The sequence below is a fragment of the Candidatus Mycolicibacterium alkanivorans genome (assembly GCF_022760805.1).
Classification (GTDB): Bacteria; Actinomycetota; Actinomycetes; order Mycobacteriales; family Mycobacteriaceae; genus Mycobacterium; species Mycobacterium alkanivorans.
On sequence record NZ_JAIVFL010000001.1, the window covers coordinates 2,057,639 to 2,084,190 of the forward strand.

Here is a 26,552-nt window from a genome sequence, read left to right on the forward strand (position 1 = left end):
CTATCTGATGGTCTGCGACGCGACATCGGTCGGGGCCGGTTGATGACCCCAGCGCGTGCGGTCGCTATTGAGGCGAGGGCGCGACATACTGCATGGGCAGGTGCCCGGTGCGGGCGGCTGACGCCCTACCTGTGGAGGTGCGCCATGGGCAACTTCGGGATTGCAGGCCGATTCCGACGGGGCACAATGCAGCGCTGTCGCCGTTTTTGACCTGTGTCGGGCTGGTTTACGGCGCTCTTTTGGGATTCACCATCGTCGTGGCCTGGGAGCAGTTCTCCTCCGCCGAGGCGAACGTCGCGAACGAGGCGTCCACGTTGACAACGATGTACCGGCAGACCGTCGGCATGCCCCTGCCGGAGCAGACCCAGATGCGCGATTTGGTCCGCAAATACGCGACGGCGGTTGAGGGCCCCGAATGGCATCAGCAAGACGATGCCGGTACCACCCACACCGCGCGCGCCGCGCTCACTGATATGTACCGGGTGCTCGGCGGTGCGCAATCCAGCGTCGCGGCGAGCCCGATCGGTCAGGAGTTTCTCGGCCAGCTGACCGTTCTGGCGTCGGATCGCAACCAGCGAATCCTGGATGGCCAACCTCGAATACCGGGGTTGCTGTGGACCGGTCTGCTCTTCGGCGGTGTCGTCGTCGTGGGGCTCGGCGGTTTCATGCGCCTGGAGAGCACACGTGGTCACCTGGCTCTGTTGAGCGCGGTCGCCGTCCTGCTCGGTCTGCTGCTGTTCATCGTCTACTGGCTCGACCACCCGTTCGGGAACCAACTGGGCGTCACTTCCGCACCGTTTGAGCACTCCCTGAGCGTTTTCGACGCCATCGACCGTGGGACATGATCGGGGCTTCCGGACGCGAACCCAGCGGTGTTCAGCATGCGCGACAGAATCGCCGTAAGGGCGGCGCGGCGTGTCGAATTCGGTGGTCGCATTCTGCGGCAACGGTCCACATCGAACGTCACGCAGCTGTACACCGGCAGACGGCCACGCCCGCCGAACCGGGTAGGGGTAGCGATCATCCGAACGGGCGCTGTCCCGCACTCATGCTGGCGCCCGACTGGGTGTCGAGGGCGCTATACCCCGCTCGCCGGCGTTCTCGTCGAGACCAAGCAGGCGCCCGATACGGATTGCGCCTTCGTCGGCGTCACACAGTGCAACCATGGGTGCAGCCGCTGAAGGGAGCACAGGTGGATCTGGCGAGTTGGACGTTGGGCTTGTCGCTCATTGTGTTGACCATCGTGATCCAGACGACCGCCGTGGTGATGATGGCGTTCGGTCTCGAAACGAGGATTCGGGTCGAAGTCGACAGTCACCAGCATGATCCCCGCCGGGCGATTCCGATCGTGATCAGCCATATCGGGGCGGTCGGGCTGATATTAGCCGCTCTGCATGGGCTGCAGGGCGTGCTCTGGGCCTCGGCATATAGCTGGCTCGGCGCGTTCGGCTCGTTCACGGACGCATCGGTCTATTCGCTTGGCGTCATGACCACCTTCGAAATACCGGGACTGATGTTGCCATCCCGATGGCAGATGCTGGGCGCGCTGGAGGCGGTGAACGGCGTCCTGCTGTTCGGCATCAGCACAGCGTTCATTTTCGCGGTGATGCACGCTTACTGGCTGAGGCTGGCCCGCCGCACCTGATAGTGGAATGCGCGTCCAGAAGGTGGCCGTGAGTCGAGATGCATTGATCGACGGTGCCGTCGATCGAACGGTCCTGACGCTACACCGGGCGGGTACAGAACCGCAGCGTGAGGACGATGCCGACGATCACCCACCGGTTGCCGCGGCCCAGCGCGTTGGGGTCCTGGGCGGAGCCGTCGTGGGTCCAGTACGCGGCGTGCACCTTGGGCCCCCAGCGGCGGAATAGGGTGTCGTCGACGACCACCGTGATCGGTGCCCCATCGGGCAGCAGCCGATCCACGATCAGCCGGGCCAGCACCAGCCCGATCGGGTCGACGTCCCAGGCGTGGTGGGAGAAGAACCGGCACGCCGAGTGGAACGACACCGCCGCAGCCATGCCCGCTCCGGCGAGCATCCCCACCACCGTGCGCCGGGTGGTCCGCGCCGCCAGCCCGGTAGCCAGCAGCGTGAACAACGCGAACGTCGATCCGCGGCGAAACGCGGGCCGAAACAGGTCCAACAGCGAACGCCACGATGCGGGTAGGGTCAGGCCCGGAAGCATCGGCGGAACTCCATCTCGGGGTTGACTTTTCACAACCGCCGATGCTTCGTCATGCTTGCCACCGGATCACGGCGACACGCCGGACAACGCCACAACAGCCCCAGAAATCACAGGTGTCAAACTGCGAAACTCAAGGTAGATGGTACCTCCAATTACTCGACGGTACCCCGGTTAGGCCATCGCCCAGGTCGACAGATCGCAACAGTCGCCTCCGCTGAACGAGTCTGGCGGTCGGAGAGGGCCCGGCGCGCCCCGGCGCCACCCAGCGAGCTAGTAGGACGCCTCGGGACCGGCGTCCATGTCGAACACCCGCGCATGCAACACCGTGCGGTTACGCAGTGCCGCCCGAACCGCTCTGTGCAGTCCGTCCTCGAGATAGACCACGCCATGCCACTTGACCGCATGGGGAAACAGGTCGCCGTAGAAGGTCGAGTCCTCCGACAGCAATCGGTCCAGCGCCAACACGGTCGTGGTGGTGACCAACTCGTCGAGGCGGATCTGGCGCGGCGGGATCTGCGACCAGTCCCGGTAGGTGAGCCCGTGTTCGGGGTACGGCTTTCCTTCGCGCACGCCCTTGAAGATCATCGGGGTGTCCTTCCGGGCCCGGCCGTCCGACCTGGCATCGCCATTCGAGCAAGGCTAGTCCCAGGTGGGCGGAATGCCACTGATGGGCGAAGTTCGGTGCGGAGCCGGTGGCACTCGCCGGGCATGGGTGCTAATTGTGCTGCTGATGGCCGTAAAATGGAGACGACTTGGAGGTGTACCAGATGGGAAGTGCCGACGACCGTCGCTATGAGGTGCTCCGTGCCATCGTCGCCGACTTCGTCGCGACCAAGGAGCCGATCGGCTCCAAGGCTCTTGTCGAGCGCCACAACCTCGGGGTCTCCAGCGCCACCGTGCGCAACGATATGGCGGTGCTGGAAGCCGAGGGCTACATCGCCCAACCGCACACGAGCTCGGGTCGGGTGCCCACCGAGAAGGGCTATCGAGAGTTCGTCGACAGGATCGACGACGTCAAACCGCTGTCCTCTTCGGAACGCCGCGCGATCCTGCGGTTCCTGGAGTCCGGCGTCGACCTCGACGACGTGCTGCGCCGCGCCGTGAAGCTGCTGGCTCAGCTCACCCGGCAGGTCGCAATCGTCCAGTACCCGACGATGTCCACGTCCACGGTGCGCCACCTCGAGGTCGTCGCGCTGACCCCGGCCCGGCTGCTGATGGTGGTCATCACCGACTCCGGCCGCGTCGACCAGCGCATCGTCGAACTCGGCGACACCATCGACGACCATCAGCTCTCCCAGCTGCGCGAGCTGCTCGGTCAGGCGCTGGAGGGCAAGCGACTCGCGGCGGCCTCGGCCGCGGTGGCCGACCTGGCCGCCCGGCTCGACGGCTCCGGCGGGCTCGGTGACGCCGTCGGCCGCTCCGCGACTGTGCTGCTGGAGTCGTTGGTGGAGCACAACGAGGAGCGGCTGCTGATGGGTGGCACCGCCAATCTGACCCGCAACACCGCAGACTTCGGCGGGTCGCTGCGTTCCATCCTCGAGGCGCTCGAGGAGCAGGTGGTGGTGCTTCGCCTGCTGGCCGCCCAGCAGGAGGCGGGTAAGGTCACGGTGCGTATCGGTCACGAGACCGAGGCCGAGCAGATGGTCGGCACGTCGGTGGTGACCACTACCTACGGCAGGTTGGGCACCGTCTTCGGCGGCATGGGTGTGTTGGGACCCACCCGGATGGACTATCCGGGAACTATCGCCAACGTCGCGGCGGTTGCGATGTACATCGGCGAAGTCCTAGGCAACCGGTAGATCCGGTAGGAAAGGTCAAGCGTGGCACGCGATTATTACGGCCTGCTCGGGGTGAGCAAGGGCGCCAGTGATCAGGAGATCAAGCGCGCCTATCGGAAGCTGGCCCGTGAGCTGCATCCCGACGTCAACCCCGACGAGGAAGCCCAGCACAAGTTCAAGGAGATCAGCGCCGCCTATGAGGTGCTCTCCGATCCGGAGAAGCGGCGCGTCGTCGACCTGGGTGGCGACCCGCTGGAGAACGCCGCCGCGGCCAACGGCTTCGCCGGGTTCGGCGGTCTGGGCGATGTGTTCGAGGCTTTCTTCGGCGGCGGCACGGGATCCCGCGGCCCGGTCGGCCGCGTGCGGCCCGGATCGGATTCGCTGTTGCGGATGCGGCTGGACCTGTCCGAGTGTGCGACAGGGGTGACCAAGCAGGTCACCGTCGACACCGCCGTGCTGTGCGACATCTGCCAGGGCAAGGGCACCCACGGCAACTCCACTCCCGTCACCTGCAACATCTGCGGCGGCCGTGGCGAGGTGCAGAGCGTTCAGCGTTCGCTGCTCGGCCAGGTGATGACGTCGCGGCCGTGCCCGACGTGCCGAGGGGTGGGCGAGGTCATCCCCGACCCGTGTCACCGCTGCGGCGGCGACGGTCGGGTGCGTGCCCGCCGCGACATCAGCGTCAAGATCCCGGCCGGTGTCGGCGACGGGATGCGGGTGCGTCTGGCCGCTCAAGGCGAGGTGGGCCCCGGCGGCGGCCCCGCCGGCGACGTCTACGTCGAGGTTCACGAGCAGCCGCACGACATCTTCGTGCGCGACGGCGACGACCTGCATTGCACCGTGTCGGTGCCGATGGCCGATGCCGCTCTGGGCGCCACAGTCACCGTCGACGCGATCCTGGACGGCCTTACCGAGATCACCATCCCGCCGGGCACCCAGCCCGGCTCGGTGACCACGTTGCGCGGGCACGGTATGCCGCACCTGCGCAGCGGTGTTCGCGGCGACCTGCACGCCCACATCGAGGTCAGCATCCCGACCAAGCTCGATGCCCGCACCCAGGAACTGCTCGCCGAGCTCAAGACCCACAGCCACGAGGAAGCCCAGGTCCGGTCCACGCACGCCCAGACAGCCAACTCCGGCGGCGGGCTGTTCAGCCGGCTGCGGGAGACCTTCAGCGGTCGCTGACAACCTTGGCCGACACGCTGTTCTACACCGACACCATTCCGGCGGTCGGCCAGTCCGCCGTCGTCGAAGGTGACGAAGGTTTCCACGCCGCCACGGTGCGTCGCATCCGGCCGGGGGAATGGCTGGTGCTCTCCGACGGTGCTGGCGCAATGGCGCGCTGCGAGGTGGCCGAGGCGGGTAAGCGGGAATTGTCGGCCCTGGTCGTGCAGCGTTGGACGGCGCCGCGGCTGGTGCCGTCGGTGACGGTCGTCCAGGCCATCCCCAAGTCGGAACGCTCCGAGCTGGCGATCGAACTGGCCACCGAGGCGGGGGCGGACGACTTCATCGCCTGGCAGGCGGCCCGCTGCGTGGCGCGCTGGGAGGGCGACCGCGCGGAGAAGGGATTGCGACGCTGGCGCGCGGTGGCCAGGTCGGCTGCCCGGCAATCGCGGCGGCCCTACATCCCCGAGGTCAACGGTCCGGTGACGACGGACTCGCTGGCCGGTCTGGTCGCCGAGCAGGTGAAAGCCGGAGGCGCGGTCCTGGCGTTACATGAATCGGCCGAGCGGCCGATGGCGGAAATGCAGGTGGCGCGTGCGGCTTCGATCACGCTGATCGTCGGACCCGAAGGCGGACTCAACGACGGGGAGATCGCCGCCCTGGTAGCTGCGGGTGCCGCAGCGGTGCGGCTGGGCCCGACGGTGTTGCGGACGTCGACGGCCGCGGCGGTGGCACTCGGCGCGCTCGGTGTGCTCACCCCGCGGTGGACCGCGGAGCCGGCCGAGTGAGCCCGGGAAGTTCGCCGTCGGCAGTGTCGTACCGGGCGGTAAACTGGGAATTCGAGACAGCGACCCGGAAACCCAGAAAGCAGGCTTGAAAGACCACGTGACGCCCCGCGAGACGACTGCTGGCTCGCCCGTGCGCAGCAGCACGACTGTTCCGCCCGACCTCGTCGTGGGCCTGCTTGGTTCCGCTGACGAGAACCTGCGTGCACTCGAAAGCAGCCTGGCAGCTGACGTGCACGTGCGCGGCAACTCGGTGTCGATGTCGGGCGATGCCGCCGAGGTGGCGCTGGCCGAGCGGGTGGTCTCCGAGCTGATCGCGATCGTCGCCGGCGGGCAGACCCTCACCCCGGATGCGGTGCGCCGCAGTGTGGCCATGGTGTCCGGCGCCGAAAACGAGTCCCCGGCCGAAGTGCTGACCCTGGACATCCTGTCGCGGCGCGGCAAGACGATCCGGCCCAAGACGCTCAACCAGAAGCGCTATGTCGACGCGATCGACGCCAACACCATTGTGTTCGGCATCGGCCCGGCCGGCACCGGCAAGACCTACCTGGCGATGGCCAAGGCAGTCAGCGCGCTGCAGACCAAGCAGGTCACCCGGATCATCCTGACCCGTCCGGCGGTGGAAGCTGGTGAGCGACTTGGCTTTCTGCCCGGCACGCTCAGCGAGAAGATCGACCCGTACCTGCGCCCGCTCTACGACGCGCTGCACGACATGATGGATCACGAGGCCATCCCGAAACTCATGGCGGCGGGTGTGATCGAGGTTGCGCCGCTGGGGTACATGCGGGGAAGGACCCTCAATGATGCGTTCATCATTCTCGACGAGGCGCAGAACACCACCGCCGAGCAGATGAAGATGTTCCTCACCCGGCTTGGGTTCGGCTCGAAAATCGTTGTGACAGGCGATATTACGCAGGTCGACCTGCCTGGCGGGGCCAGATCGGGTCTGCGCGCAGCGATGGACATCCTTGACGGCATCGACGACATCCACTTCGCGCAGCTCACCAGTGCCGATGTGGTGCGCCACCGGCTGGTGTCCGAGATCGTCGACGCCTACGCCAAAGCCGAGCAGCCGGCCCTGATGAACCGGGCGCAGCGGCGCTCGCCACGGCGTTAGGCGGCGGCAGAGGACATGAGCATCGAGGTATCCAACGAATCCGGCCTCGACGTTTCCGAAGAGGAACTGATCAGCGTCGCCCGGTTCGTCATCCGCAAGATGGACGTCAACCCGGCCGCCGAACTGTCGATGGTGTTGCTCGACACCAACTCGATGGCCGACCTGCACATGCGCTGGATGGACCTGCCCGGGCCCACCGACGTGATGAGCTTCCCGATGGACGAGCTCGAACCCGGCGGCCGGCCCGATGCGCCCGAACCCGGGCCCGCCATGCTCGGCGATATCGTGCTGTGCCCGGAGTTCGCCGCCGCGCAGGCGCGGGCCGCCGGGCACACCCTGGGCCAGGAGCTGGCACTGCTGACCGTGCACGGCGTGCTGCACCTGCTCGGCTACGACCACGCCGAGCCGGACGAAGAAAAGGAAATGTTCGCCCTCCAGCGTCGGCTGCTCGAGGAGTGGGTCGCCGACCAGGTCGAGGGCTATCACCAGGACCGCCAGAACGAGAAGGACCAGCGACTGCTCGACAAGTCGCGGTATTTCGACGAACCGTGACCGGAATCTCTCCGCTGCTCGGCGCGATCGCGCTGATCGCTCTGGGTGGCCTGTTCGCTGCCATCGACGCCGCTATCAGCACGGTCTCGGTGGCGCGGGTCGAGGAACTGGTACGCGACGAACGCCCCGGTGCGCTGCGCCTGGCCCGGATCATGGCCGAACGGCCGCGCTACATCAATCTCGTTGTGCTGCTGCGTATCGCGTGTGAAGCCGCGGCCACCGTGCTGCTGGTCGCCTTCCTGTGGGACGATCTCGGCTTGAAATGGGGCCTGGTGGCGGCCGCGGCGATCATGACCGTGGCCAGCTTCGTGGCGATGGGGGTCGGCCCGCGCACGCTGGGGCGCCAGCATGCCTACAGCATCGCGCTGGCGTCTGCCGTTCCGTTGCAAGCGATTTCGGTCCTGCTGACCCCGATCAGCCGGTTGCTGATCCTGCTCGGCAACGCGCTGACGCCGGGTCGTGGGTTCCGCAATGGGCCGTTCGCCTCCGAGATCGAATTGCGCGAAGTCGTCGACCTGGCCCAGCAGCGCGGCGTGGTCGCCGACGATGAGCGCCGGATGATCCAGTCGGTTTTCGAACTCGGCGACACCCCGGCCCGCGAGGTGATGGTGCCGCGCACCGAGATGGTGTGGATCGAGTCGGACAAGACGGCCGGCCAGGCGACCTCGTTGGCGGTCCGCAGCGGGCACTCCCGCATCCCGGTGGTCGGGGAGAACGTCGATGACATCGTCGGCGTCGTCTACCTCAAAGACCTTGTGCAGCGCACCTACTACTCCACCAACAGCGGGCAGGACACCTCGGTGGCCGAGGTCATGCGCCCCGCGGTGTTCGTGCCGGACTCCAAGGCGCTGGACGACCTGTTGCGCGAGATGCAGCGCGACCGCAACCACATGGCACTGCTCGTCGACGAATACGGCGCCATCGCCGGTCTGGTGACCATCGAGGACGTCCTCGAGGAGATCGTCGGCGAGATCGCCGACGAATACGACACCGACGAGGTGGCGCCGGTCGAGGAGTTGGGCGACAACAAGTTCCGCGTGTCGGCCCGCCTTCCGATTGAGGACGTCGGCGAGCTGTACGACGTCGAGTTCGAAGACGACCTCGACGTGGACACTGTCGGTGGTCTGGTGGCCCTGGAACTGGGCCGGGTCCCGTTGCCCGGTGCCGAGGTGGTCTCGCACGGGCTGCGGCTGCGCGCCGAAGGCGGCCGCGACCACCGAGGCCGGGTCCGGATCGAAACCGTTCTGGTCAGCCGGACCGAATTGGAGGACGGGGAGATCGATGAGTGATCTCGACGCCGAAGACGCCGAGCTCGTGGGGCTCGCGCGCGGCGCGATGGGCCGAGCCGAAGCGGCCGAGGGCGCGGGGACACCGCAATGAGCATCGAGAGTGCTTCCAGGGCGGTAATCCGGCCGAAATCCCGTCCTCAGCGCACACTCGACGCCAGGATTGCACAGTGAATGAGTTCCGTTCCGGTTTCGTGTGTTTCGTCGGCCGCCCCAACACCGGCAAGTCGACCCTGACCAACGCGCTGGTCGGCACCAAGGTGGCGATCACTTCCGACCGTCCGCAAACCACCCGGCACACCATCCGCGGCATCGTGCACCGCGAGGACTTCCAGATCGTGCTCGTCGACACCCCCGGCCTGCACCGCCCGCGCACGCTGCTGGGCAAGCGGCTCAACGACCTCGTGCGCGCCACCTACTCGGAGGTCGACGTCATCGGGCTGTGCATCCCCGCCGACGAGGCCATCGGGCCCGGTGACCGCTGGATCTACGAGCAGATCCGCGCGGTCGCCCCGAAAACCACCCTCGTCGTCATCGTCACCAAGATCGACAAGGTCGCCAAGGATAAGGTCGCTGAACAGCTCGTCGCGGTGCACGAACTCGTCGGCGACACCGCCGCCGACATCGTCCCGGTCTCGGCGACCAAGGGCGAGCAGGTCGACGTCCTGATCGACGTGCTGGCCGCGCAACTGCCGCCCGGCCCGGCGTTCTATCCCGACGGCGAGCTCACCGATGAGCCGGAGGAAGTCCTCATGGCCGAGCTCATCCGCGAGGCGGCGCTGGAAGGTGTGCGCGACGAACTGCCGCACTCGCTGGCCGTCGTCATCGAGGACATCGAACCCCGTGAAGACCGCGACGACCTGATCGACGTGCGTGCCGTGCTCTACGTCGAGCGCGACAGCCAGAAGGGCATCGTCATCGGCAAGGGCGGCGCCCGGCTCAAGGAGGTCGGGACCGCCGCCCGCACCCAGATCGAGAAGCTGCTCGGCACCAAGGTGTATCTGGACCTGCGGGTCAAGATCGCCAAGAACTGGCAGCGTGACCCCAAACAGCTTGGGCGCCTAGGCTTCTAGATCGCGAATGGTCGGCGTGTCCCACCACCGATCGGCTCGGATTGACGTTCACAGCCGTGGCGAGGTCGAGACTAACGGCGCGGGTCCGCGTGGATGTCGCAGTGTCGTGGGAAACTCGTCTGATGCGGCTGTACCGGGACCGGGCGGTCGTGCTGCGCCAGCACAAACTCGGTGAGGCCGATCGCATCGTCACCTTGTTGACCCGCGACCACGGTCTGGTCCGCGCGGTGGCCAAGGGCGTTCGGCGTACCCGCAGCAAGTTCGGCTCCCGGCTCGAGCCGTTCGCGCACATCGACGTCCAGCTGCACCCGGGCCGCAACCTCGACATCGTCACCCAGGTGGTGTCCATCGACGCCTTCGCCACCGACATCGTCAGCGATTACGGCCGCTACACCTGCGCCTGCGCCGTCCTGGAGACCGCCGAGCGCCTCGCCGGTGAGGAGCGCGCCCCGGCCCCCGCGCTGCACCGGCTCACCGTCGGTGCGCTGCGTGCGGTGGCCGACGGGCGCCGTCCCCGCGAACTGGTCCTCGACGCCTATCTGCTGCGGGCCATGGCGATCGCCGGCTGGGCGCCGGCCCTGACCGAATGCGCCCGCTGCGCGGCCCCCGGACCGCACCGCGCCTTCCACATCGCCGCTGGTGGCAGTGTGTGCATGCACTGCCGGCCGTCCGGGTCGACCACCCCGCCGCAGGCCGTGCTGGATCTGATGTCGGCGCTGCACGAGGGCGACTGGGAGGCCGCGGAAGGTTCGTCGCCGTCACACCGCAGCCACGCCAGCGGTCTGGTCGCCGCTCACCTGCAATGGCACCTGGAACGCCAGCTGCGAACGCTGCCGTTGGTGGAGCGTGTCTACCGGCAGCCCGCCAATCACGGTAAGGAGATGTTCAGGCAGGATGTGCCCCATGGCGATGAACCGGGTGACCAGCTCGTGGCGGGGGGCTGAGCGCAGGCGGAAGGACCAGTTTCCCCAACTGCCCCCAGCGCCCGACGACTACCCGACGTTCCCCGACACCTCGAGCTGGCCCGTTGTCTTCCCCGAGCTGCCGCCGGCGCCCGGCGGGGGACCGCGCCGCCCGCCCCAGCACACCTCCAAGGCCGTGCCGCCGGCGATCCCCGCCGACCAGATGCCCAAGCATGTGGCCGTCGTCATGGACGGTAACGGCCGGTGGGCCACCCAACGGGGGCTGAGCCGCACCGAGGGCCACAAGATGGGCGAGGCGGTGCTGATCGACATCACCTGCGGGGCCGTCGAGATCGGCATCAAGCACCTGACGGTGTACGCGTTCTCCACCGAGAACTGGCGGCGCAGCGCCGACGAGGTTCGCTTCCTGATGGGCTTCAACCGCGAAGTGGTGCGCCGGCGTCGGGAGAACCTCGACATCATCGGTGTGCAGATGCGCTGGGTGGGTTCCCGCGCGCGGATGTGGCGCAGCGTCATCAAGGAATTCGACATCGCCGAAAACATGACGACGAACAACGACGTCATCACCGTGAACTACTGCGTCAACTACGGTGGCCGTGCCGAAATCGCCGAAGCGGCAAGGCAAATCGCGTGTGAGGCCGCCGCGGGCCGCATCGACCCGGAGCGGGTGGGTGAAGCAACCATCGCCCGGCACCTGTACCGTCCGGACATCCCCGATGTCGACCTGTTCATCCGCACGTCGGGGGAGCAGCGGTCGAGCAACTTCATGCTGTGGCAGGCCGCCTACGCCGAATACGTGTTCCAGGACAAACTCTGGCCGGACTACGACCGCCGCGACCTGTGGGCCGCATGCGAGGAGTACGCCGAGCGCAACCGGCGCTTCGGCCGGGCCTAGCCCGGCGACGATGCGGGCCGGTGGCCCGGGGAGGAGGCGGGCAGATGAGTTCTAGTTCCGTGGAGCTTGGGGCGCGACTGGCCGAGGCGTTGCGCGACGTGATGCCGGTCGACGTCGAGGACGACGGCGCCCTGACCGTCCGGCACGAGGGCACGTTCGCGTCGTTGCGCACCGTGACGATAGCCGACGACATCGAGATGGTGTCGGTGACCCAGGTGCTGGCCTGGGACCTGCCGCTCAACGCTGACTTGCGCAAACGCGTTGCGGCACAAGCGCAGGCGACGATGCTGGGGACGGTGACGCTGATCGAGCAGCCGGGCAGGCGCGGCGATGTGATGCTGCGCTACAACTTTCCGGGCGACGGGCTGGGGGATCAGGCTTTGCGCACGCTGGTGCTGATGGTGCTGGCCGCCGGCGTCGACGCGCGGCGCGCGTTGGTCGACTAGGGGTAGCCAGCGGATGCGGCACCGAAATCGACGCGAGCGCGCCGCAGTTCGAGTGAGCCTCAGGCCGGCGTCAATCTCGATTCAGGCCCGTCGGGTTGTCAGGAGAGAGTCGCTGTGAGGCGGGCACTGGTCTTGTGCGTCGGCACTCGGCGCAGGTGCCGAACAACTCGACGGTGTGACTCACGTCGGAAAACCCTTGTGCGTCAGCCACTTCGGCAGCCCAGGCTTCGACCTCGCGGCCGCTGACCTCGACCGCCGAGCCGCAGTGCCGGCACACCAGATGGTGGTGATGGTCGGGTGCCGAGCAGCGCCGGTAGACCGACTCGCCGGTGTCGGTGCGCACCATGTCCACCAGGTCCGCTGACGACAGCGACTGCAGAGTGCGGTAGACCGTGGTCAGTCCGATGTTCTCGCCGCGGCGGCGCAACTGGTCGTGCAGTTCCTGGGCGGAACGGAACTCGTCGACCGAATCCAACAGCGCCATGATGGCCGCCCGCTGGCGGGTGGCACGCACGCCCGTCCCGGGAGCGCGGACATCGGATCCCGTCACGCGAGGTCCTCCCCGGCGTGGCTGATCGCGGCCACGACGATCTCGGCGAGGTGGTCGTCGACCAGCCGGTACGTCACCTCGCGGCCGGAGCGCTCGCCGGCCACCACACCCGCAGCCTTCAAGATCCGCAGATGCTGACTGACCAGCGGCTGGGGAACGTCGAGGGCGTCGACGAGCTCGTGCACGCAGCGCTGCGACTCGCGCAACTGCAACACGATGGCGATGCGAACCGGCGCGGCCAGCGCCCGCAGCAACTCTCCGGCGCGCTCGAGGAGAGCGACGTGGTCGGCGGCGGTGGTCACTAGGGCACCACACGATTGACCATACCGCGGACGGTATTGCGATGTTGATTCGCAAACTCGCCAGATTCGACGATCCCGCCGACGCGCAGATCGGAATCGAACGACCCAATGGGGGACTGATCCGCGTCATCTACCGCTGCCGGCACGACGACCAGCCCTGCATCCCCAACCTCCACGGAGCCGCGCAAACCCTGCGAAACGCGGCTTGAGGTTGACTCATGAAGTGTCATGCCATCACCTCCTGAACAGGCGGGGACGCTATTGGAAATCATTTCCACTTGGTGTTCCACTGTTCCATGCACGATGACGCATGTCAAAGGCGGGTAGACGGGTCGCTAGGCTATGGGGCTGTTGCCCGCAGAAAGACCAGACAGACAAAGGAGTGGCACCCATCGTGGCGTCCGTGATCGATACCGTCGTCAACCTGGCCAAGCGCCGTGGCCTGGTGTACCAGTCCGGCGAGATCTATGGCGGCACGAAGTCGGCGTGGGACTACGGCCCGCTCGGCGTCGAGCTGAAAGAGAACATCAAGCGGCAGTGGTGGCGCTCGGTGGTCACCAGCCGCGACGACGTCGTCGGCCTGGACAGCTCGATCATCCTGCCGCGTGAGGTATGGGTGGCCTCGGGTCACGTCGACGTGTTCAACGACCCGCTGGTCGAATGCCTGAACTGCCACAAGCGGCACCGTCAGGACCACATGCAGGAGGCCTACGCCGAGAAGAAGGGGATCGCTGACCCCGACTCGGTGCCGATGAGCGAGATCACCTGCCCGGACTGCGGCACCAAGGGGCAGTGGACCGAGCCGCGCGACTTCAACATGATGCTCAAGACCTACCTCGGCCCGATCGAGACGGAGGAGGGTCTGCACTTCCTGCGGCCCGAGACGGCGCAGGGCATCTTCGTCAACTTCGCCAACGTGGTCACCACCTCGCGCAAAAAGCCGCCGTTCGGCATCGGCCAGATCGGCAAGAGCTTCCGCAACGAGATCACCCCGGGCAACTTCATCTTCCGCACTCGCGAGTTCGAGCAGATGGAGATGGAGTTCTTCGTCGAGCCCGACACCGCACGCGAGTGGCACCAGTACTGGATCGACACCCGGCTGCAGTGGTACGTCGACCTGGGCATCAAGCGCGACAACCTGAGGCTGTACGAGCATCCCAAGGAGAAGCTGTCGCACTACTCGGCGGGCACCACCGACATCGAGTACAAGTTCGGCTTCCAGGGCAACCCCTGGGGTGAGCTCGAGGGCATCGCCAACCGCACCGACTTCGACCTCAAGACGCACTCGGAGCATTCCGGTGTCGACCTGTCGTACTACGACCAGGCGACCGACACCCGCTACGTGCCCTACGTGATCGAACCCGCAGCGGGACTTACCCGTTCGTTCATGGCGTTCCTCGTCGACGCCTACGCCGAGGACGAGGCGCCCAACGCCAAGGGCGGCGTCGACAAGCGCACGGTGCTGCGTCTGGACCCTCGGCTGTCTCCGGTGAAGGTCGCGGTGCTGCCGCTGTCACGCAACGAGGACCTCAGTCCGAAGGCCAAGGACCTGGCCGCCGAGCTCCGCAAGTACTGGAACATCGAGTTCGACGATGCTGGCGCGATCGGCCGGCGCTATCGCCGTCAGGACGAGATCGGCACACCGTACTGTGTGACAGTCGATTTCGACTCGCTCGAGGACCACGCGGTCACCGTGCGCGAGCGCGACGAGATGACCCAGGAACGCATCGGCATCGACTCGGTGGTCGACTACCTGGCCACCCGCCTCAAGGGCTGACGCTAGAACCGGCCGCCGCCGCCGAACATCCCGCCGCCCGACGAGCCCTGCGACCCGCCGAAGGTGGTCGACGTCCAGCCGCCGCCGCGCATGCCGCCGCGCATGCCGCCGGACAGGATGTTACCGAGGATGATCCCACCGATCACCGCGCCCATGTCCGACGAACGGCCAACGCCGCCATAATGATTCATGTAGGCTCGCTGTGCGGACTGCACATCCTCGTTGGCCAGCTGCTGGGCCTGCGCCGCCAGCAGTGAGGCTCCGTTGGCGTGCGCGATCGCCTCGGTGATGTTGGACTTCTTCTTCGACTGCGCGGCTTCCAGCTGGCGCACCGCCTCGTTGAGTCGGGTGCGGGCCTCCGGCCCGACGCTGCCGCGGCGGGTGTCGACGTAGTCCGACACCGAGCGGACCCGCGATTGCGCGGCGAACAGCGCCTGGTCGTAGGACCGGCTGAGCCGTTCGGCGGCCTCGCGCTCCTCGGCGACGGCGGCCAGCAGTCGGTCGAGGTGAGCGTCGGCCTCGGTCAGCTGGGTGAACGCACCCAATGGGTCGGTCGCCCCGGCGCTCTGCGCCGCGGTGACCGCCTTGACCGCGGCATCGCGCGCCGCCGACAGTTCGGCGGCATTGGCCAGCGAACCCTGCGCCAGCTGAGTGGCGGCCTGGTTGATCCCGTTCTGGATGTCGGTGATCGCCGCCGGCAATGTGCTCACCGCCTTGCGGATGTCGCTGGCCGCGCTGTCCACCGCGGCGAGCATCGAACTGGCTTGCTGCAGAGCCGATTCCGCGCCTCGCACGCTGTCGATCAGCTCACCCTGCTTGCCGGCGACCGGCTTGGCCACCAGTTCGCGTCCCCGGGTGATCGACTCGTCGGCGAAGGCCAGCCGTTCTTTGGCGGCGTTGACGTTGCGCGCCACCGACGCCAGCGCGGAGTCGGCGAACTCGCTGTGCAACTGGGTCAGCTTCTGCTGTGACGGCTCGATGCGGGCGGTGACGTCCACCAGCTGCTGGGTCAGCGCGTCGAGCCGGTCGGGGGCGTTGATCACCAGGTCGCGCAGCTGCTGGAAGGACTGGGTCTGTGTCTCGAGCTCGCGGTTGGCGCGTGCCGCCGCGACCACCACGCGGGTCAGCAGATCGCGGCGCTGCGCCGGAGTTTCGGGCACCGCGTCGTCGAGCTGCTGACGGACGTTGAACGCCTGCTTCAGGGTGATCCTGGCGTTCTCGACGGCCTTGGCGAACGGCTCGGTCTGCTGCGGACCGAACTCCTCGGCGGCCAGCTCCAGCTCATTGTTGCTGGTGCGCACCGCGTTGTCGACGTCGACGACGATCGAGCGGGACAGCTCGTCGAGGGCGTCGACGGGCACCGAGGCCAGCGCATTCGGGTCGGTCGGGTCCACCCTCTTGGCCGCAGCCACCTCGGCCTCGTGGCGCTTGCGCTTGCGGTGGCGGCTCCACAAGATCAGCAGCACGATCGCCAGCAGGATGAGCGCGGCGATGATCAGCACCGGCACCCACGAGATGCTCGCCGCGGTTCCGCCCGAGGACGCGCCCAGCGCAGCGAGCCCGTTGGCCGCCGCAATGGCCGCACCTGCCCAGTCGTTGCCGCGCAGGGCGGGCTCGATCTTGTCGCGGCGGATGTCGTCGACCTTGGTTGAGCTGCCGCCTGCCGCGGCCGGCGGCACCAGGAAGGCGTAGGAGCGCTCGCCGGTGGCCACGGCCAGGATCGCGTCTTGATCGCCCAGGTCGCTGACCACGCGGGTGTCCTGCGCCCAGGACACCGCGCCCTTGGGGGCGAACGAGTCCACGAACACCACCCACAGGCGTACGTGGCGGTCGGAGTACAGCCGGTCGACGGCCTTCTGCACGTCGGAGAGCTGCTTGTCGTTCAGCACGCCGGCGTTGTCGGTGACGTAGTCGGGCAGCCGGAACGGGGGCTCAGCCGTGGCGGTCGGTGCTACCAGTGTTGCGACCGTCAGGATGGCGGCGAGCAGGCTGAACAGACGAGCGAGGCGCATGAGCGTCAAATGTAGCTGGCAGACTGTGCCTCGGTGACGACGATTCAGCAGGGCCGCTACGACGAGGCCGACCACGAGCGGGCGGTGGCGGAGACGGCCAAGACCGCCGGGCTGCCCGGTACGACGACCGAGCACCGGACCGACTTCGCCCGCGACGGTGCCCGGGTGCTGCACTGCGCGGCGCTTCGCCGCCTGGCCGACAAGACCCAGGTGGTCGGGCCGCGCGAGAGCGAGAACCCGCGCACCCGTCTCACGCACTCGCTGGAGGTCGCCCAGATCGGCCGGGGGATGGCGGTGCCGCTGGGCTGCGATCCCGACCTGGTGGACATGGCCGGCCTGGCACACGACATCGGTCACCCGCCCTATGGGCACAACGGCGAGCGGGCCCTCGACGAGTTCGCCTCCGCCTGCGGAGGATTCGAGGGCAACGCCCAGAACTTCCGGATCCTGACCCGCATCGAGCCCAAAGTCCTTGACGCCGATGGCCGTAGCGTCGGCCTCAACCTCACCCGCGCCGGGCTGGACGCCGTCACGAAGTATCCGTGGTTCCGCGGTGCGCGCGGGCGCAAGTTCGGCTTCTACGAAGACGACCGGGAACTGGCGCAGTGGGTGCGCGGCGGTCTGCCCGCCGAACGGCCGTGCCTGGAGTCGCAGGTGATGGACTGGGCCGACGATGTGGCCTATTCGGTGCACGACGTCGAGGACGGTGTGGTGTCGGGTCGGATCGACCTGCGGGTGCTGGCCGACGACGACGCCGCCGCGGCCCTGGGCCCGCTGGGCGAGTCCAGCGCGATCGACGCCGGACGCGGGCTGGGCGCCGGGGATCTGGAGCACGCCGCGCGCCGGTTGTCCCGGCTGCCGGTGGTCGCCGACGTCGGCAAGTACGACGGAACGCTGGCCGCCTCGGTGGCCCTCAAGCGGCTGACCAGTGAGCTGGTCGGCCGGTTCGCCTCGGCCGCGATCGCGCTGACCCACGAGGTTGCCGGGCCGCAGCCGCTGGTGCGCTACCAGGCCGATCTGCATGTGCCCGCCACGGTGCGCGCCGAGGTCGCGGTGCTCAAGACACTGGCGCTGCAGTTCATCATGTCCGACCCCCGGCACCTGGAACTGCAGGCGCGGCAACGGGACCGCATCCACCGGGTGGCGCACTGGCTGCTCGAGGGCGCACCGGCGACGCTGGACACCATCTTCGCGCCCGCGTTCAACGCCGCGCCCGACGACGCCGCGCGGCTGCGCGTCGTCGTCGACCAGATCGCCTCCTACACCGAGGGCCGCCTGGAACGCATCGACGCCGGCATCGGCGACGATCCGCCGCGCCGGCAGTAACGTCAGGGTTGCGATCGGTGCTCAACGTCACCTAGACGTTACGCTCGGCGACCTGGCCAAGTGCCTCGCGGGTCCGCTCTAGACTGTGCCGATGGCCGGTGTGAGCGGGGGCGGGGATCGCAAGGGGCGCATCTCCGAACGCGACATCGCCGCCATCCGCGAGCGCGTCGCCATCGAGGACGTCGTGGGCGACTACGTCCAGCTGCGCCGCGCCGGCGCCGACTCGCTCAAGGGCCTGTGCCCCTTCCATGACGAGAAGTCACCCTCGTTCCACGTGCGCCCCAACCACGGCCACTTCCACTGCTTCGGCTGCGGCGAGGGCGGCGACGTCTACGCCTTCCTCCAGAAGATCGAGCACGTCAGCTTCGTCGAGGCCGTGGAGATGCTGGCCGATCGCATCAGCTACACGGTCACCTATAGCGGCGGCGGCACCAGCGTCCAGCGCGACCGCGGCAGCCGCAGCCGGCTGATCGCCGCCAACGCCGCCGCCCAGGAGTTCTACGCCGCCGCACTGGATTCCGATGAAGCCGCGCCCGCGCGAAAGTACTTGACAGAGCGCAACTTCGACGCCGCGGCAGCTCGCCAGTTCGGCTGCGGGTTCGCACCGTCGGGCTGGGATTCGTTGACCAAGCACCTCATTCGCAAGGGCTTCGAGTTCAAGGAACTCGAGGCGGCCGGCCTGTCTCGCGAGGGCAGGCGTGGTCCGATGGACCGGTTCCACCGCAGGCTGCTGTGGCCGATCCGCACCGCCAGCGGTGAGGTCGTCGGCTTCGGCGCGCGGCGCATCTTCGACGACGACCAGATGGACGCCAAGTACGTCAACACTCCGGAGACGGTGCTCTACAAGAAGTCCAACGTGTTGTTCGGCATCGACCTGGCCAAGCGCGACATCGCCAAAGGCCATCAAGCCGTCGTCGTCGAGGGCTACAGCGACGTAATGGCGATGCACCTGGCCGGAGTCACCACCGCGGTGGCGTCCTGCGGCACCGCATTCGGCGACGAACACCTGGCGATGCTGCGCCGACTGATGATGGACGACAAGTTCTTCCGCGGCGAGCTGATCTACGTCTTCGACGGCGATGCGGCCGGCCGGGCCGCGGCGCTCAAGGCATTCGCCGGCGAGCAGAACCTGGCCGGGCAGAGCTTCGTGGCGGTTGCCGCCGACGGCATGGACCCGTGCGATCTGCGGCTCGCGCACGGCGACACCGCGCTGCGCGATCTGGTGGCCCGCCGCACGCCACTGTTCGAGTTCGCCATCCGCACCGCACTGGCCGAGCACGACCTGGATCTGGCCGAGGGCCGGGTGGCGGCGCTGCGCCGCTGCGTGCCGATGGTCGCCCAGATCAAGGACCCGACCCTGCGCGACGAGTACGCACGCCAGCTGGCCGGCTGGGTGGGATGGGACGACGTCGCCCAGGTGATCGCCCGGGTCCGCGAGGAGGCCGAACATAAGCCCGGTGCCCGCGGTGACAACCGGCGCCCGCCGATCGGGCGGCCCAGAGCGGCCGGAGAGGCCGGGGCCAGCCGGCCCGACCCCCGGGACCCGACGCTGTGGCCGCAGCGTGAGGCGCTTAAGGCCGCCCTGCAATACCCGGCGCTGGCCGGCCCGGTTTTCGACTCGCTGACCGTGGAGAGCTTCACCCACCCCGGCTACGCCGCGGTGCGCACCGCCATCGAGTCAGCCGGCGGGACGTCGTCCGGCATCACCGGCGGGCAGTGGATCGACACCGTGCGCGAACAGACGAACGCGCCGGCCACCCAGGGCCTGATCACCGAGCTCGGTGTCGAGGCCATCCGGGTCGACGACGAGGACAAACTGCCCCGCTGCATCGGCGGCGTGCTGGCCCGACTGCAGGAAGTGTGGGTAGGCCGGCAGGTCGCCGAGGTCAAGTCCAAACTGCAGCGGATGTCGCCGGTCGAGCAGGGCGACGAGTACCACGCCCTGTTCGGCGACCTGGTGGCGCTGGAGTCCTACCGGCGCAGCCTGCTCGAACAGGCCAGCGGCGACCACCTGACTGCGTGAGAATTGCCGCCACGGTATGGTTAACGTGCTGCCTGTTTACAGCGAAAGGCCGGATATGACTACCGCGAATACTCGTGCACGGCGAATCGCCGCCATCGGCGCCCTTGCCGCGGCTGCGGCTGCGGTGCCGGCCCTGGCCGCGCTGACCGACTCCAGCACCTCGAGCACCTCGGCCACCGGTTCGGGCACCTGCCTGGCATGGGTCGGATCCCGCAACGACGGGCAGTGCATCTCGTGGTCCAACGGCAGCCCGACCTACATCGGCACGCCGCAGATCGGCCTCGGCGGCCAGAACAGCGGCAGCCCGGGCCTCGGTGTGACCACCGGCCCCCTGCTGCCGGGTCAGTCCATCAGTATCCCGATGGGCTGACGCCCCGGGATTTCTACTTCGCTTCCGGCTGCCGTGGCTCGACCACGGTGGTCTCCGAGTCGATCTCGGTGAGTCGGACCATCCTCGGGTCGGGATCCGGGGAAACCCGGTCGGCCAGCTTGCGGCGTCCGGCGTCGATCATCGATCGGGTGGCGGGATTGTCCGTCACGGCGCGGTAGGTGCCGACGATCTGCTCGTAGCGGCGACGGCCGGCCTTGGTGCCCAACACGTAGCCGACGCCGAGTACGGCCAGAAACCGGATCACTGCGCTCCCTTCCTCGACACCTACGCCCACCATCCTGCCTGACGCGGACCCGACCGCGCCCGCCACCCGTTTTGGCGTGGAGGGACCCCGGTAGGCTAGAGTCACTTCCCGGTCCGCGTCGGCGCAAGCGCGCCTGGCCGGGCAGGTAGTCCCCTGTAGCTCAATTGGCAGAGCTTCCGACTGTTAATCGGACGGTTGATGGTTCGAGTCCATCCGGGGGAGCAAGGTACTCACTGTGAAAGCCGCTGGTGGGAGGGATATACACGGCGGCTAGGCGTCCAGCCCCAAGCCCGGTGCCCACAATTTGCCCACACTTCGATCCAGCTTGTCAGCGACCGCGACCAAATCGTCGTCGAAAAGATCTGCGTACACATCCAAGGTCATCGCAGCCGACTTGTGCCCGAGCATCCGTTGCACGACTTTCACGTTCGCGCTATTGGAGATCGCCAACGAGGCAGCCGTGTGCCGAAGATCGTGGGCCGTCACCCGCGGGAACGGATCGCTCTGGGCGGCCGTCTTCTGGCAGCGCGCCACCGCACCGGATAGCCACGAGTCATGCGTCGCCGGTGGTCGCAGATAGCCTCCAGTGCTCGACGGCCAGATCAGCTCATCCCGACCCTTACCGGCCACTGTCGTTGCCAACTCGTCTACGACGTATTTGGCGACCGCCAGGGTCCGGTGCTCGCCACCTTTCAACGACTCCACGCTGCCTCCGGTCGCATTCTTGTGGACCAGGATCTTGCGACGCAGGAAATCGACATCACCTACCCGGAGGCCGGCGGCCTCACCCCACCGCAAACCGGCCGTGCCCAACAGCAACACCAGCGACCCGTACCGCCCCGACTCGCGTGCCAGCGCGTGCAGCTGATCACCGGTGAGATAGACGTTCGGCTTCTTCACGATCGGGGGGAGTTTCACGCCGCGACACGGGTTGGACGCCAGCCGGCTGTCCCTGACAGCGTCCTCGCAGATCCCGTACAGCACACCGTGCGCGTACCGAACCACTTTCGCACCACGGCGCTGCGCCAGCTCGGAGGTCCACGCCTGCACAGTTGAGTAGGAGACAGCCGACAACTGCGTACGAGCCCACACGGGCTCGACGTGCACTCGCCAGGACACCTCGATGGATCGGAAGCTATTTGGCTTCAAGTGCCCTCGTTGGCGCTCTAGCCACGCGGTGCCGAGCTCGCCGATCGTGGCCCGGCCCATCGAGGGTGAAACATATTCGCGGCGAAGTTTACTGCCCTCAACCTCAACAGCAAACGTCTCGGCGTCGCGTTTAGTCCTAAATCCGCGCTTGTCGGTCTGACGTTTGTCGGGTGTTCGGTAACGTACTCTGTAAAGCGTTGTACCACTGGAGGTTTGGTACTTACTGATCGTCGCCATCGGCGCCCACTATTTTCGTTGACCAACGATCCCTATCCCACTGCGGTAGCGCGTGGTCGATGAATGAGCCGAGTGTCCCTCTGACGAGCGGCCTAGCCGAGGTCAGCCAGCCCCACACCACCGTCGCTGTTATGGGCTTATGCCACCCCGTGACGGACACCAGGTCGTCATGCGCGATCGAGGAGACCTCAGGCATAAGCAGACTGGCCGGGGACACGCCGAGCGCGATCGCAATTGCCACCAGGTCGTCGACATCGACGCGGCGTGTGCCGGCCTCGATCCTGCGGAGGCCGAGCGGTGGAATGGGGCGCCCCAAGGTCTCCAGCCGCTCGGACAGCCCTGTCACCGGCATCATCTTCGCCTCACGTATCCGCACGATGTTGGATCTAACTGCTTCACCAGAGGGTCCCAAGGGTCGTCCGGTGGTCTTTGAGTCACTTGCCATTCTGCAATGGTAAATGATCAGGATTGATAAGTCACTAGGTCTAACTTGACAACTTCGAAAATGTGCTCCAATCTGATGACGGGAGTGATCAAAACAGATCACTACCAAGTTTTGAGAGCGGAGGATAAATGGAAAATTTACCGCCCTTGATGACTACCGCCGAGGTGGCGGAATACCTCAAGGCAAGCAAGGCATCACTCGACCAGGACCGCTATCTGAAGCGCGGGTTACCGTACGTACGAATTGGTAGGCGCGTCCGCTACCGGCGCGAGGATGTTCTGAACTACCTATCTGCCAACTCATTTGGTAGCGGTGACGTCGCGTGAGCTACCACTACGATCTGCTGCATCTCCGGCGGCCGCTGCCCAAACGGACCGCAGAGCGTCGCACCACCGACCAAACATGGGCATCCATGCGGCACAAAGGAACCGGACCGCCCTACCTAAAGCTGGGCGGCCGCAACCGCCCCGTCAACGGCGGCGACGCCGCATGAGTAAAACGTCGAAACTCCGCGACCTGTGGCGGCAACTCCACGCCTCCGACCACGCCCGTCACCCCGACTGGTGCCCGGGCTGCGGCTACCACCGGCTGACGGCCGGCGCGCACAGAGCCGACTGCACGGCGCCGGCAGAAAACCGATGACCGCCGACGACCTTCACGCCGAGGCGATCGCAATCCGAAGCCTCGGAGCCACCGTGCTCGACTCGACGGACATCGGCGCGTATGCGATCGAGTACGCGATCGCCGGTTGGCGCGTGCACCCCCTACGCGGCAGCGACGGCAAACGTCCCGTCCTAGCTGACTGGACTAACCGGGCCACCAGCGACGTCAACCAAGTCACCGCCTGGTGGGGCGGCCGATACCGTGGATACAACATCGGCGCACCCCTGCCCGACCCGGTGATGGTTCTCGACGTCGAAACCACCGAGGGTCACGGCGTCGACGGTGTCGGGGCGCTCGAACACCTCGAAGCCGATAACACCCCGATCGGTCACACCCTGACCACGATCACCGGGTCCGGCGGTCTTCACATCTGGCTACGACGACCACCCGGACGGCTCACCGCGACCCGCCTGCCCGGCGGGGTCGAGCTGCGTGCCTCCTCCGTGATGCAATGCGTGCTGCCGCCGTCGGTAAACCCGCGCACCCGGCGCGCCTACCGATGGTCAGACCCGCACGCCCCGGTCGCCGCACCCCCCCGCTGGCTGATCGACCTGCTGAGACCCGAGAAACAGCCTCGACCGGCAACGCCACCCCGACCACGAATGCGCCACGACCCTCTCGGAGGCTTCTTCACCGGCTCGATCGCCGACCAGTACAGCTCGGCCACGTCATGGCAAGACATCCTCGCGCCGCACGGTTGGACGTGCCTCGACCCGGATCCCGACGCCGACGGCGCACGCTGGCGTCACCCCACCGCCACCTCCCCCTGGTCGGCCACCATCCAACACGGATGCCTGTTCGTCTACTCCCCAAACACCCCATTCGACGTCACCGAACCGGGAAACCCCAAGGGCTACACCCGATTCCGTGCGCACGCGATACTCAACCACGGCGGCGACATGTCGAAAGCCGCGAAATCCCTTCAGGAGACCCAACAGTGGTGATCAACGTCGCCGACATCGCCCCGCTACCCGACGAAGACCCCGACGGCTTCTGGGACGCCCGCAACATCCTGCGACACATCCATGATTTCGCGAAGCACAAGCGCCGCAGCCCGTGGGCCGTCCTCGGATGCGTCCTCATCCGCACCTCCGCCGCGATCCCAGCACACGTGGCGCTCCCCGCCGAGTTCGGAAACCCGCTGTCGTTGAACGTGACCCTCGCCCTCGCAGGCCCGTCAGGGTCGGGCAAGGACTCCGCGATGGGCGCCGCACGGCAAGCCATAGACTTCGCCGGCCCCGGATGGGAAGCACCCCTGTACCTTCCCGTCGGCTCCGGAGAAGGTGTCGCGCGCGTCTTCCACGTCGACCGCGACGCGACCGGCGACCCCGTCGTCGACAAGGACGGCGTGCCCGCCAAGCCGATCGCCCGCTCGGCGATCTTCACCGCCTCCGAGATCGACAAGCTGGCCGCACTGATGACCAGATCCGGGTCAACCCTCGACGCGGTCCTGCGAGACCTGTTCACCGGCGGCGATCTCGGGTTCACCAACTCCGGCCGCGACACCCGCACCCACGTGCCCGCCGGCACCTACCGGGCATGCGTCTACGTCGGTGTGCAGCCCGGCAAGGCGGCCCCACTGCTCGACGGATCAGGCGGCACCGCTCAAAGGATCCTGTGGGCTCCCACCCAGGACCCCGACGTCGACGACAAACGCCCGCCCTGCCAGAAGCCGGCCGAGGTCACCCGCGCGCGAGGCGTCCTGTGGCCCACCGAGATCACGCTTCCGGTTTTCGTGACAGCCGCGATGGACGCCCATCAGGTCGCGATGAACCGCGGCCAAGTCGACGGCAACGACGGCCACCTCCTCGCCATCCAAGCCAAGGTCATGACCCTCCTCGCCGTCCTCGACGGGCGGGTCTCCCCGAACGAGGACGACTGGGCTCTGGCCGGCCAGGTCGTCGCCACCTCCAACGCCACCCGCGCCGCCGTGGCCCAGACGGTTGCCGACCAGGCGCGGCAAACCAACCGGGCCAAGGCCCACGCCGCCGCCGACCGAGAAACCATCATCGCCGCACGACTGGAGGAGGAAGCCCAGCAAAGAACCGCCAAAATCATCACACGAAAATTGGAGCGCGTCGGAGCTGAAGGCGCAACGAGACGCGATCTGCTGGCAGCTTGCCGATCCACCCTCCGCGACGTCTTCCCCACCGTGTTTGACCTGTTCATTGATAAGAAATTCATTGTTCCCGTGGCCGGTGACGGGTTTGCTCAGCGTTACCGCCTCAACACCGACGAGTAGGGGGGGGTGTGGACGCGTCCACACCCCGTCCACACCCATTTTCGCAGGTCACAGGGTGTGGACAAGTGTGGACGCCGTCCACACCCCGTCCACACCCACGCCAAAACCCAGCAAACAACGAAAGGATCAATCCGATGACCGACATCACCGCCACCGCCTACCGCCGGGCGGCCGTCATCATCAAGCACCACCTCGCCGGCGACACGCAAGGAGTCAACGCCGTCCTGCAGGAAATCAACGACGACACCCGACCCGGTCCACTACTAGGCGCACTACTCGGATCACTCGACGCGGTCACCACCCAGCTCGTCACCGAAGCTGGGAAAGCGGCGTTCATCGAGCTGGTCGCCCACCTCGCCGGCCACATCCCAGACACCCCAACGGTGCGCGCCGCCCGCTTCCTCCACGCCTACCACGAGCGCCAGCCGGCGCGCTTGGACACGATCGCCGGCGAGACCGACGACGCCACCCCACTGATTGCGGGGATGCTGACGGTCTACACCAGCCTCGTGCCCGCCCTGACCACCGACGTCGCCGGCGCCATCATCGACACCGCTATCCGCGCGTTCATCAACCTCGAAGAAGGAGCCGAATGACGCCGTGCCTCACGTGCGGTGAGCCGGGCCGCGGATCACGCTGCGACTCCTGCCGCGGCTACGACCGCCAGCACCGCAAACTGTCCCGTAAAGCCCGCCGACTCCAGCCGTTCTGCCAATCGTGCGGGTCCACCGAAAACCTGCAACTCGACCACGGCGAGGAGACGTGGAGGCGCCGCGCCGACGGGCTACCACTGCGCCTGCAGGACTACCGCGGCGTGTACTGCAGCGCATGTAACCGGGCCAACGGGCCAGCGCGGTGAACGGGCAAGAGGTGCCGGGCTACGTGCCCGAAGACCATCCCGGCCTGACACCGAGGGTGCTGGACGCTGTGGAGCGTGCCCGCCGGATCGCCGCATGGCAGGGCATCCACGATCCCACGGACGCGGA

Annotated in this window: 30 protein-coding genes, 1 tRNA gene and 1 pseudogene; 24 read left to right on the top strand and 8 right to left on the bottom strand. The window is 67.4% G+C overall.

Annotation, left to right across the window (positions count from 1 at the left end):
* The first annotated feature begins 131 nt into the window (after positions 1-131).
* Complete coding sequence (locus tag K9U37_RS10290; protein WP_243071604.1) at positions 132-845, top strand: bestrophin-like domain; 714 nt, start codon at positions 132-134, stop codon at positions 843-845.
* Positions 846-1,192: 347 nt separating this feature from the next.
* Positions 1,193-1,645 carry a hypothetical protein gene (locus K9U37_RS10295; protein WP_243071605.1) on the top strand — a complete coding sequence of 151 codons (453 nt, stop codon included), beginning with the start codon at positions 1,193-1,195 and terminating at the stop codon, positions 1,643-1,645.
* A 79-nt stretch (positions 1,646-1,724) separates the two neighbouring features.
* On the opposite strand, the gene K9U37_RS10300 is transcribed toward K9U37_RS10295, so the two are convergent.
* Together K9U37_RS10300 and K9U37_RS10305 are read right to left on the bottom strand one after the other, a co-directional pair.
* The gene (locus K9U37_RS10300) at positions 1,725-2,186 is read right to left on the bottom strand and encodes a transposase (RefSeq protein ID WP_243071606.1); all 462 of its coding nucleotides are present in this window, start codon (positions 2,184-2,186) and stop codon (positions 1,725-1,727) included.
* Between the two features lie 270 nt (positions 2,187-2,456).
* Positions 2,457-2,771, bottom strand: a complete 315-nt coding sequence (locus K9U37_RS10305; protein WP_243071607.1) for a type II toxin-antitoxin system VapB family antitoxin — start codon at positions 2,769-2,771, stop codon at positions 2,457-2,459.
* Between the two features lie 182 nt (positions 2,772-2,953).
* Here K9U37_RS10305 and hrcA point away from each other — a divergent pair, with 182 nt between their 5' ends.
* The 11 genes and pseudogenes from hrcA to K9U37_RS10360 all read left to right on the top strand — a co-directional run bounded on the left by hrcA (position 2,954) and on the right by K9U37_RS10360 (position 12,205).
* Entirely contained in the window at positions 2,954-3,985 is a 1,032-nt protein-coding gene (gene hrcA / locus K9U37_RS10310; protein WP_243071608.1) for a heat-inducible transcriptional repressor HrcA, read from the top strand.
* Positions 3,986-4,006: 21 nt separating this feature from the next.
* The gene (gene dnaJ, locus K9U37_RS10315; protein WP_243071609.1) at positions 4,007-5,149 is read left to right on the top strand and encodes a molecular chaperone DnaJ; all 1,143 of its coding nucleotides are present in this window, start codon (positions 4,007-4,009) and stop codon (positions 5,147-5,149) included.
* A 5-nt stretch (positions 5,150-5,154) separates the two neighbouring features.
* Entirely contained in the window at positions 5,155-5,916 is a 762-nt protein-coding gene (locus K9U37_RS10320; RefSeq protein ID WP_243071610.1) for a 16S rRNA (uracil(1498)-N(3))-methyltransferase, read from the top strand.
* 85 nt (positions 5,917-6,001) lie between these two features.
* Entirely contained in the window at positions 6,002-7,030 is a 1,029-nt protein-coding gene (locus K9U37_RS10325; protein ID WP_243071611.1) for a PhoH family protein, read from the top strand.
* Between the two features lie 15 nt (positions 7,031-7,045).
* Positions 7,046-7,582, top strand: a complete 537-nt coding sequence (gene ybeY, locus K9U37_RS10330) for an rRNA maturation RNase YbeY (RefSeq protein WP_243071612.1) — start codon at positions 7,046-7,048, stop codon at positions 7,580-7,582.
* A complete protein-coding gene (locus K9U37_RS10335; RefSeq protein WP_243071613.1) occupies positions 7,579-8,871 on the top strand; it encodes a hemolysin family protein in 1,293 nt (430 codons plus the stop codon). Before ybeY ends, K9U37_RS10335 begins: the two co-directional genes overlap by 4 nt.
* A pseudogene (locus K9U37_RS10340) lies at positions 8,864-8,947 on the top strand (cytidine deaminase); the annotation flags it as partial. The gene K9U37_RS10335 and the pseudogene K9U37_RS10340, both read left to right, overlap by 8 nt.
* Positions 8,948-9,038: 91 nt before the next feature.
* Entirely contained in the window at positions 9,039-9,941 is a 903-nt protein-coding gene (era, locus tag K9U37_RS10345; protein WP_243071614.1) for a GTPase Era, read from the top strand.
* 122 nt (positions 9,942-10,063) lie between these two features.
* Entirely contained in the window at positions 10,064-10,885 is an 822-nt protein-coding gene (gene recO / locus K9U37_RS10350) for a DNA repair protein RecO (RefSeq protein ID WP_243071615.1), read from the top strand.
* Positions 10,845-11,759, top strand: a complete 915-nt coding sequence (locus K9U37_RS10355; RefSeq protein ID WP_243071616.1) for a decaprenyl diphosphate synthase — start codon at positions 10,845-10,847, stop codon at positions 11,757-11,759. Before recO ends, K9U37_RS10355 begins: the two co-directional genes overlap by 41 nt.
* Before the next feature lie 59 nt (positions 11,760-11,818).
* A complete protein-coding gene (locus tag K9U37_RS10360; RefSeq protein WP_243073312.1) occupies positions 11,819-12,205 on the top strand; it encodes a hypothetical protein in 387 nt (128 codons plus the stop codon).
* Between the two features lie 70 nt (positions 12,206-12,275).
* Here K9U37_RS10360 and K9U37_RS10365 read toward each other — a convergent pair whose 3' ends face one another.
* Both K9U37_RS10365 and K9U37_RS10370 read right to left on the bottom strand, forming a co-directional pair.
* Positions 12,276-12,755: a Fur family transcriptional regulator gene (locus K9U37_RS10365; protein ID WP_308197365.1), complete on the bottom strand. Its 480-nt coding sequence runs from the start codon at positions 12,753-12,755 to the stop codon at positions 12,276-12,278.
* Positions 12,752-13,057, bottom strand: a complete 306-nt coding sequence (locus tag K9U37_RS10370) for an ArsR/SmtB family transcription factor (RefSeq protein WP_243071617.1) — start codon at positions 13,055-13,057, stop codon at positions 12,752-12,754. Before K9U37_RS10370 ends, K9U37_RS10365 begins: the two co-directional genes overlap by 4 nt.
* A 41-nt stretch (positions 13,058-13,098) precedes the next feature.
* Here K9U37_RS10370 and K9U37_RS10375 point away from each other — a divergent pair, with 41 nt between their 5' ends.
* The gene (locus K9U37_RS10375) at positions 13,099-13,266 is read left to right on the top strand and encodes a hypothetical protein (RefSeq protein ID WP_243071618.1); all 168 of its coding nucleotides are present in this window, start codon (positions 13,099-13,101) and stop codon (positions 13,264-13,266) included.
* Positions 13,267-13,451: 185 nt separating this feature from the next.
* Positions 13,452-14,834, top strand: a complete 1,383-nt coding sequence (locus K9U37_RS10380; protein WP_243071619.1) for a glycine--tRNA ligase — start codon at positions 13,452-13,454, stop codon at positions 14,832-14,834.
* Between the two features lie 2 nt (positions 14,835-14,836).
* On the opposite strand, the gene K9U37_RS10385 is transcribed toward K9U37_RS10380, so the two are convergent.
* Complete coding sequence (locus tag K9U37_RS10385) at positions 14,837-16,846, bottom strand: TPM domain-containing protein (protein ID WP_243071620.1); 2,010 nt, start codon at positions 16,844-16,846, stop codon at positions 14,837-14,839.
* 33 nt (positions 16,847-16,879) lie between these two features.
* On the opposite strand from K9U37_RS10385, the gene K9U37_RS10390 reads away from it, so the two are divergent.
* From K9U37_RS10390 to K9U37_RS10400, 3 genes are all read left to right on the top strand, one after another.
* Positions 16,880-18,172: a deoxyguanosinetriphosphate triphosphohydrolase gene (locus K9U37_RS10390; RefSeq protein ID WP_243071621.1), complete on the top strand. Its 1,293-nt coding sequence runs from the start codon at positions 16,880-16,882 to the stop codon at positions 18,170-18,172.
* A 91-nt stretch (positions 18,173-18,263) separates the two neighbouring features.
* Positions 18,264-20,195 carry a DNA primase gene (gene dnaG, locus K9U37_RS10395; RefSeq protein ID WP_243071622.1) on the top strand — a complete coding sequence of 644 codons (1,932 nt, stop codon included), beginning with the start codon at positions 18,264-18,266 and terminating at the stop codon, positions 20,193-20,195.
* 55 nt (positions 20,196-20,250) lie between these two features.
* A complete protein-coding gene (locus K9U37_RS10400; RefSeq protein ID WP_243071623.1) occupies positions 20,251-20,565 on the top strand; it encodes a DUF7155 family protein in 315 nt (104 codons plus the stop codon).
* A 13-nt stretch (positions 20,566-20,578) separates the two neighbouring features.
* On the opposite strand, the gene K9U37_RS10405 is transcribed toward K9U37_RS10400, so the two are convergent.
* A complete protein-coding gene (locus tag K9U37_RS10405; RefSeq protein WP_243071624.1) occupies positions 20,579-20,830 on the bottom strand; it encodes a hypothetical protein in 252 nt (83 codons plus the stop codon).
* 149 nt (positions 20,831-20,979) lie between these two features.
* Here K9U37_RS10405 and K9U37_RS10410 point away from each other — a divergent pair.
* Positions 20,980-21,052, top strand: a tRNA-Asn gene (locus K9U37_RS10410).
* A 48-nt stretch (positions 21,053-21,100) separates the two neighbouring features.
* On the opposite strand, the gene K9U37_RS10415 is transcribed toward K9U37_RS10410, so the two are convergent.
* Together K9U37_RS10415 and K9U37_RS10420 are read right to left on the bottom strand one after the other, a co-directional pair.
* Entirely contained in the window at positions 21,101-21,937 is an 837-nt protein-coding gene (locus K9U37_RS10415) for a tyrosine-type recombinase/integrase (protein WP_243071625.1), read from the bottom strand.
* 262 nt (positions 21,938-22,199) lie between these two features.
* The gene (locus K9U37_RS10420) at positions 22,200-22,661 is read right to left on the bottom strand and encodes a helix-turn-helix domain-containing protein (RefSeq protein ID WP_243071626.1); all 462 of its coding nucleotides are present in this window, start codon (positions 22,659-22,661) and stop codon (positions 22,200-22,202) included.
* 149 nt (positions 22,662-22,810) lie between these two features.
* Between K9U37_RS10420 and K9U37_RS10425 the strand changes: the two genes are divergently transcribed.
* The 5 genes from K9U37_RS10425 to K9U37_RS10445 all read left to right on the top strand — a co-directional run bounded on the left by K9U37_RS10425 (position 22,811) and on the right by K9U37_RS10445 (position 26,425).
* Positions 22,811-22,987, top strand: coding sequence for a helix-turn-helix domain-containing protein (locus tag K9U37_RS10425; RefSeq protein WP_243071627.1), 177 nt, complete (start codon positions 22,811-22,813; stop codon positions 22,985-22,987).
* A 312-nt stretch (positions 22,988-23,299) separates the two neighbouring features.
* The gene (locus tag K9U37_RS10430) at positions 23,300-24,268 is read left to right on the top strand and encodes a bifunctional DNA primase/polymerase (protein WP_243071628.1); all 969 of its coding nucleotides are present in this window, start codon (positions 23,300-23,302) and stop codon (positions 24,266-24,268) included.
* On the top strand, positions 24,262-25,566 hold the full coding sequence (locus K9U37_RS10435; RefSeq protein WP_243071629.1) for a hypothetical protein: 1,305 nt from the start codon (positions 24,262-24,264) through the stop codon (positions 25,564-25,566). Before K9U37_RS10430 ends, K9U37_RS10435 begins: the two co-directional genes overlap by 7 nt.
* Before the next feature lie 134 nt (positions 25,567-25,700).
* Positions 25,701-26,162, top strand: a complete 462-nt coding sequence (locus K9U37_RS10440; protein ID WP_243071630.1) for a hypothetical protein — start codon at positions 25,701-25,703, stop codon at positions 26,160-26,162.
* On the top strand, positions 26,159-26,425 hold the full coding sequence (locus K9U37_RS10445) for a hypothetical protein (protein ID WP_243071631.1): 267 nt from the start codon (positions 26,159-26,161) through the stop codon (positions 26,423-26,425). The genes K9U37_RS10440 and K9U37_RS10445 overlap by 4 nt, the downstream gene beginning before the upstream one ends.
* Positions 26,426-26,552 lie beyond the last annotated feature (127 nt).

Bases quoted from the DNA above. Each gene is read 5' to 3' on its own strand.
- K9U37_RS10300 (WP_243071606.1), bottom strand. From the start codon at position 2,186: ATGCTTCCGGGCCTGACCCTACCCGCATCGTGGCGTTCGCTGTTGGAC.
- K9U37_RS10305 (WP_243071607.1), bottom strand. From the start codon at position 2,771: ATGATCTTCAAGGGCGTGCGCGAAGGAAAGCCGTACCCCGAACACGGG.
- hrcA (WP_243071608.1), top strand. From the start codon at position 2,954: ATGGGAAGTGCCGACGACCGTCGCTATGAGGTGCTCCGTGCCATCGTC.
- ybeY (WP_243071612.1), top strand. From the start codon at position 7,046: ATGAGCATCGAGGTATCCAACGAATCCGGCCTCGACGTTTCCGAAGAG.
- recO (WP_243071615.1), top strand. From the start codon at position 10,064: ATGCGGCTGTACCGGGACCGGGCGGTCGTGCTGCGCCAGCACAAACTC.
- K9U37_RS10355 (WP_243071616.1), top strand. From the start codon at position 10,845: ATGGCGATGAACCGGGTGACCAGCTCGTGGCGGGGGGCTGAGCGCAGG.
- K9U37_RS10375 (WP_243071618.1), top strand. From the start codon at position 13,099: ATGTTGATTCGCAAACTCGCCAGATTCGACGATCCCGCCGACGCGCAG.
- K9U37_RS10385 (WP_243071620.1), bottom strand. From the start codon at position 16,846: ATGCGCCTCGCTCGTCTGTTCAGCCTGCTCGCCGCCATCCTGACGGTC.
- dnaG (WP_243071622.1), top strand. From the start codon at position 18,264: ATGGCCGGTGTGAGCGGGGGCGGGGATCGCAAGGGGCGCATCTCCGAA.
- K9U37_RS10400 (WP_243071623.1), top strand. From the start codon at position 20,251: ATGACTACCGCGAATACTCGTGCACGGCGAATCGCCGCCATCGGCGCC.
- K9U37_RS10420 (WP_243071626.1), bottom strand. From the start codon at position 22,661: ATGGCAAGTGACTCAAAGACCACCGGACGACCCTTGGGACCCTCTGGT.
- K9U37_RS10425 (WP_243071627.1), top strand. From the start codon at position 22,811: ATGACTACCGCCGAGGTGGCGGAATACCTCAAGGCAAGCAAGGCATCA.
- K9U37_RS10430 (WP_243071628.1), top strand. From the start codon at position 23,300: ATGACCGCCGACGACCTTCACGCCGAGGCGATCGCAATCCGAAGCCTC.
- K9U37_RS10440 (WP_243071630.1), top strand. From the start codon at position 25,701: ATGACCGACATCACCGCCACCGCCTACCGCCGGGCGGCCGTCATCATC.
- K9U37_RS10445 (WP_243071631.1), top strand. From the start codon at position 26,159: ATGACGCCGTGCCTCACGTGCGGTGAGCCGGGCCGCGGATCACGCTGC.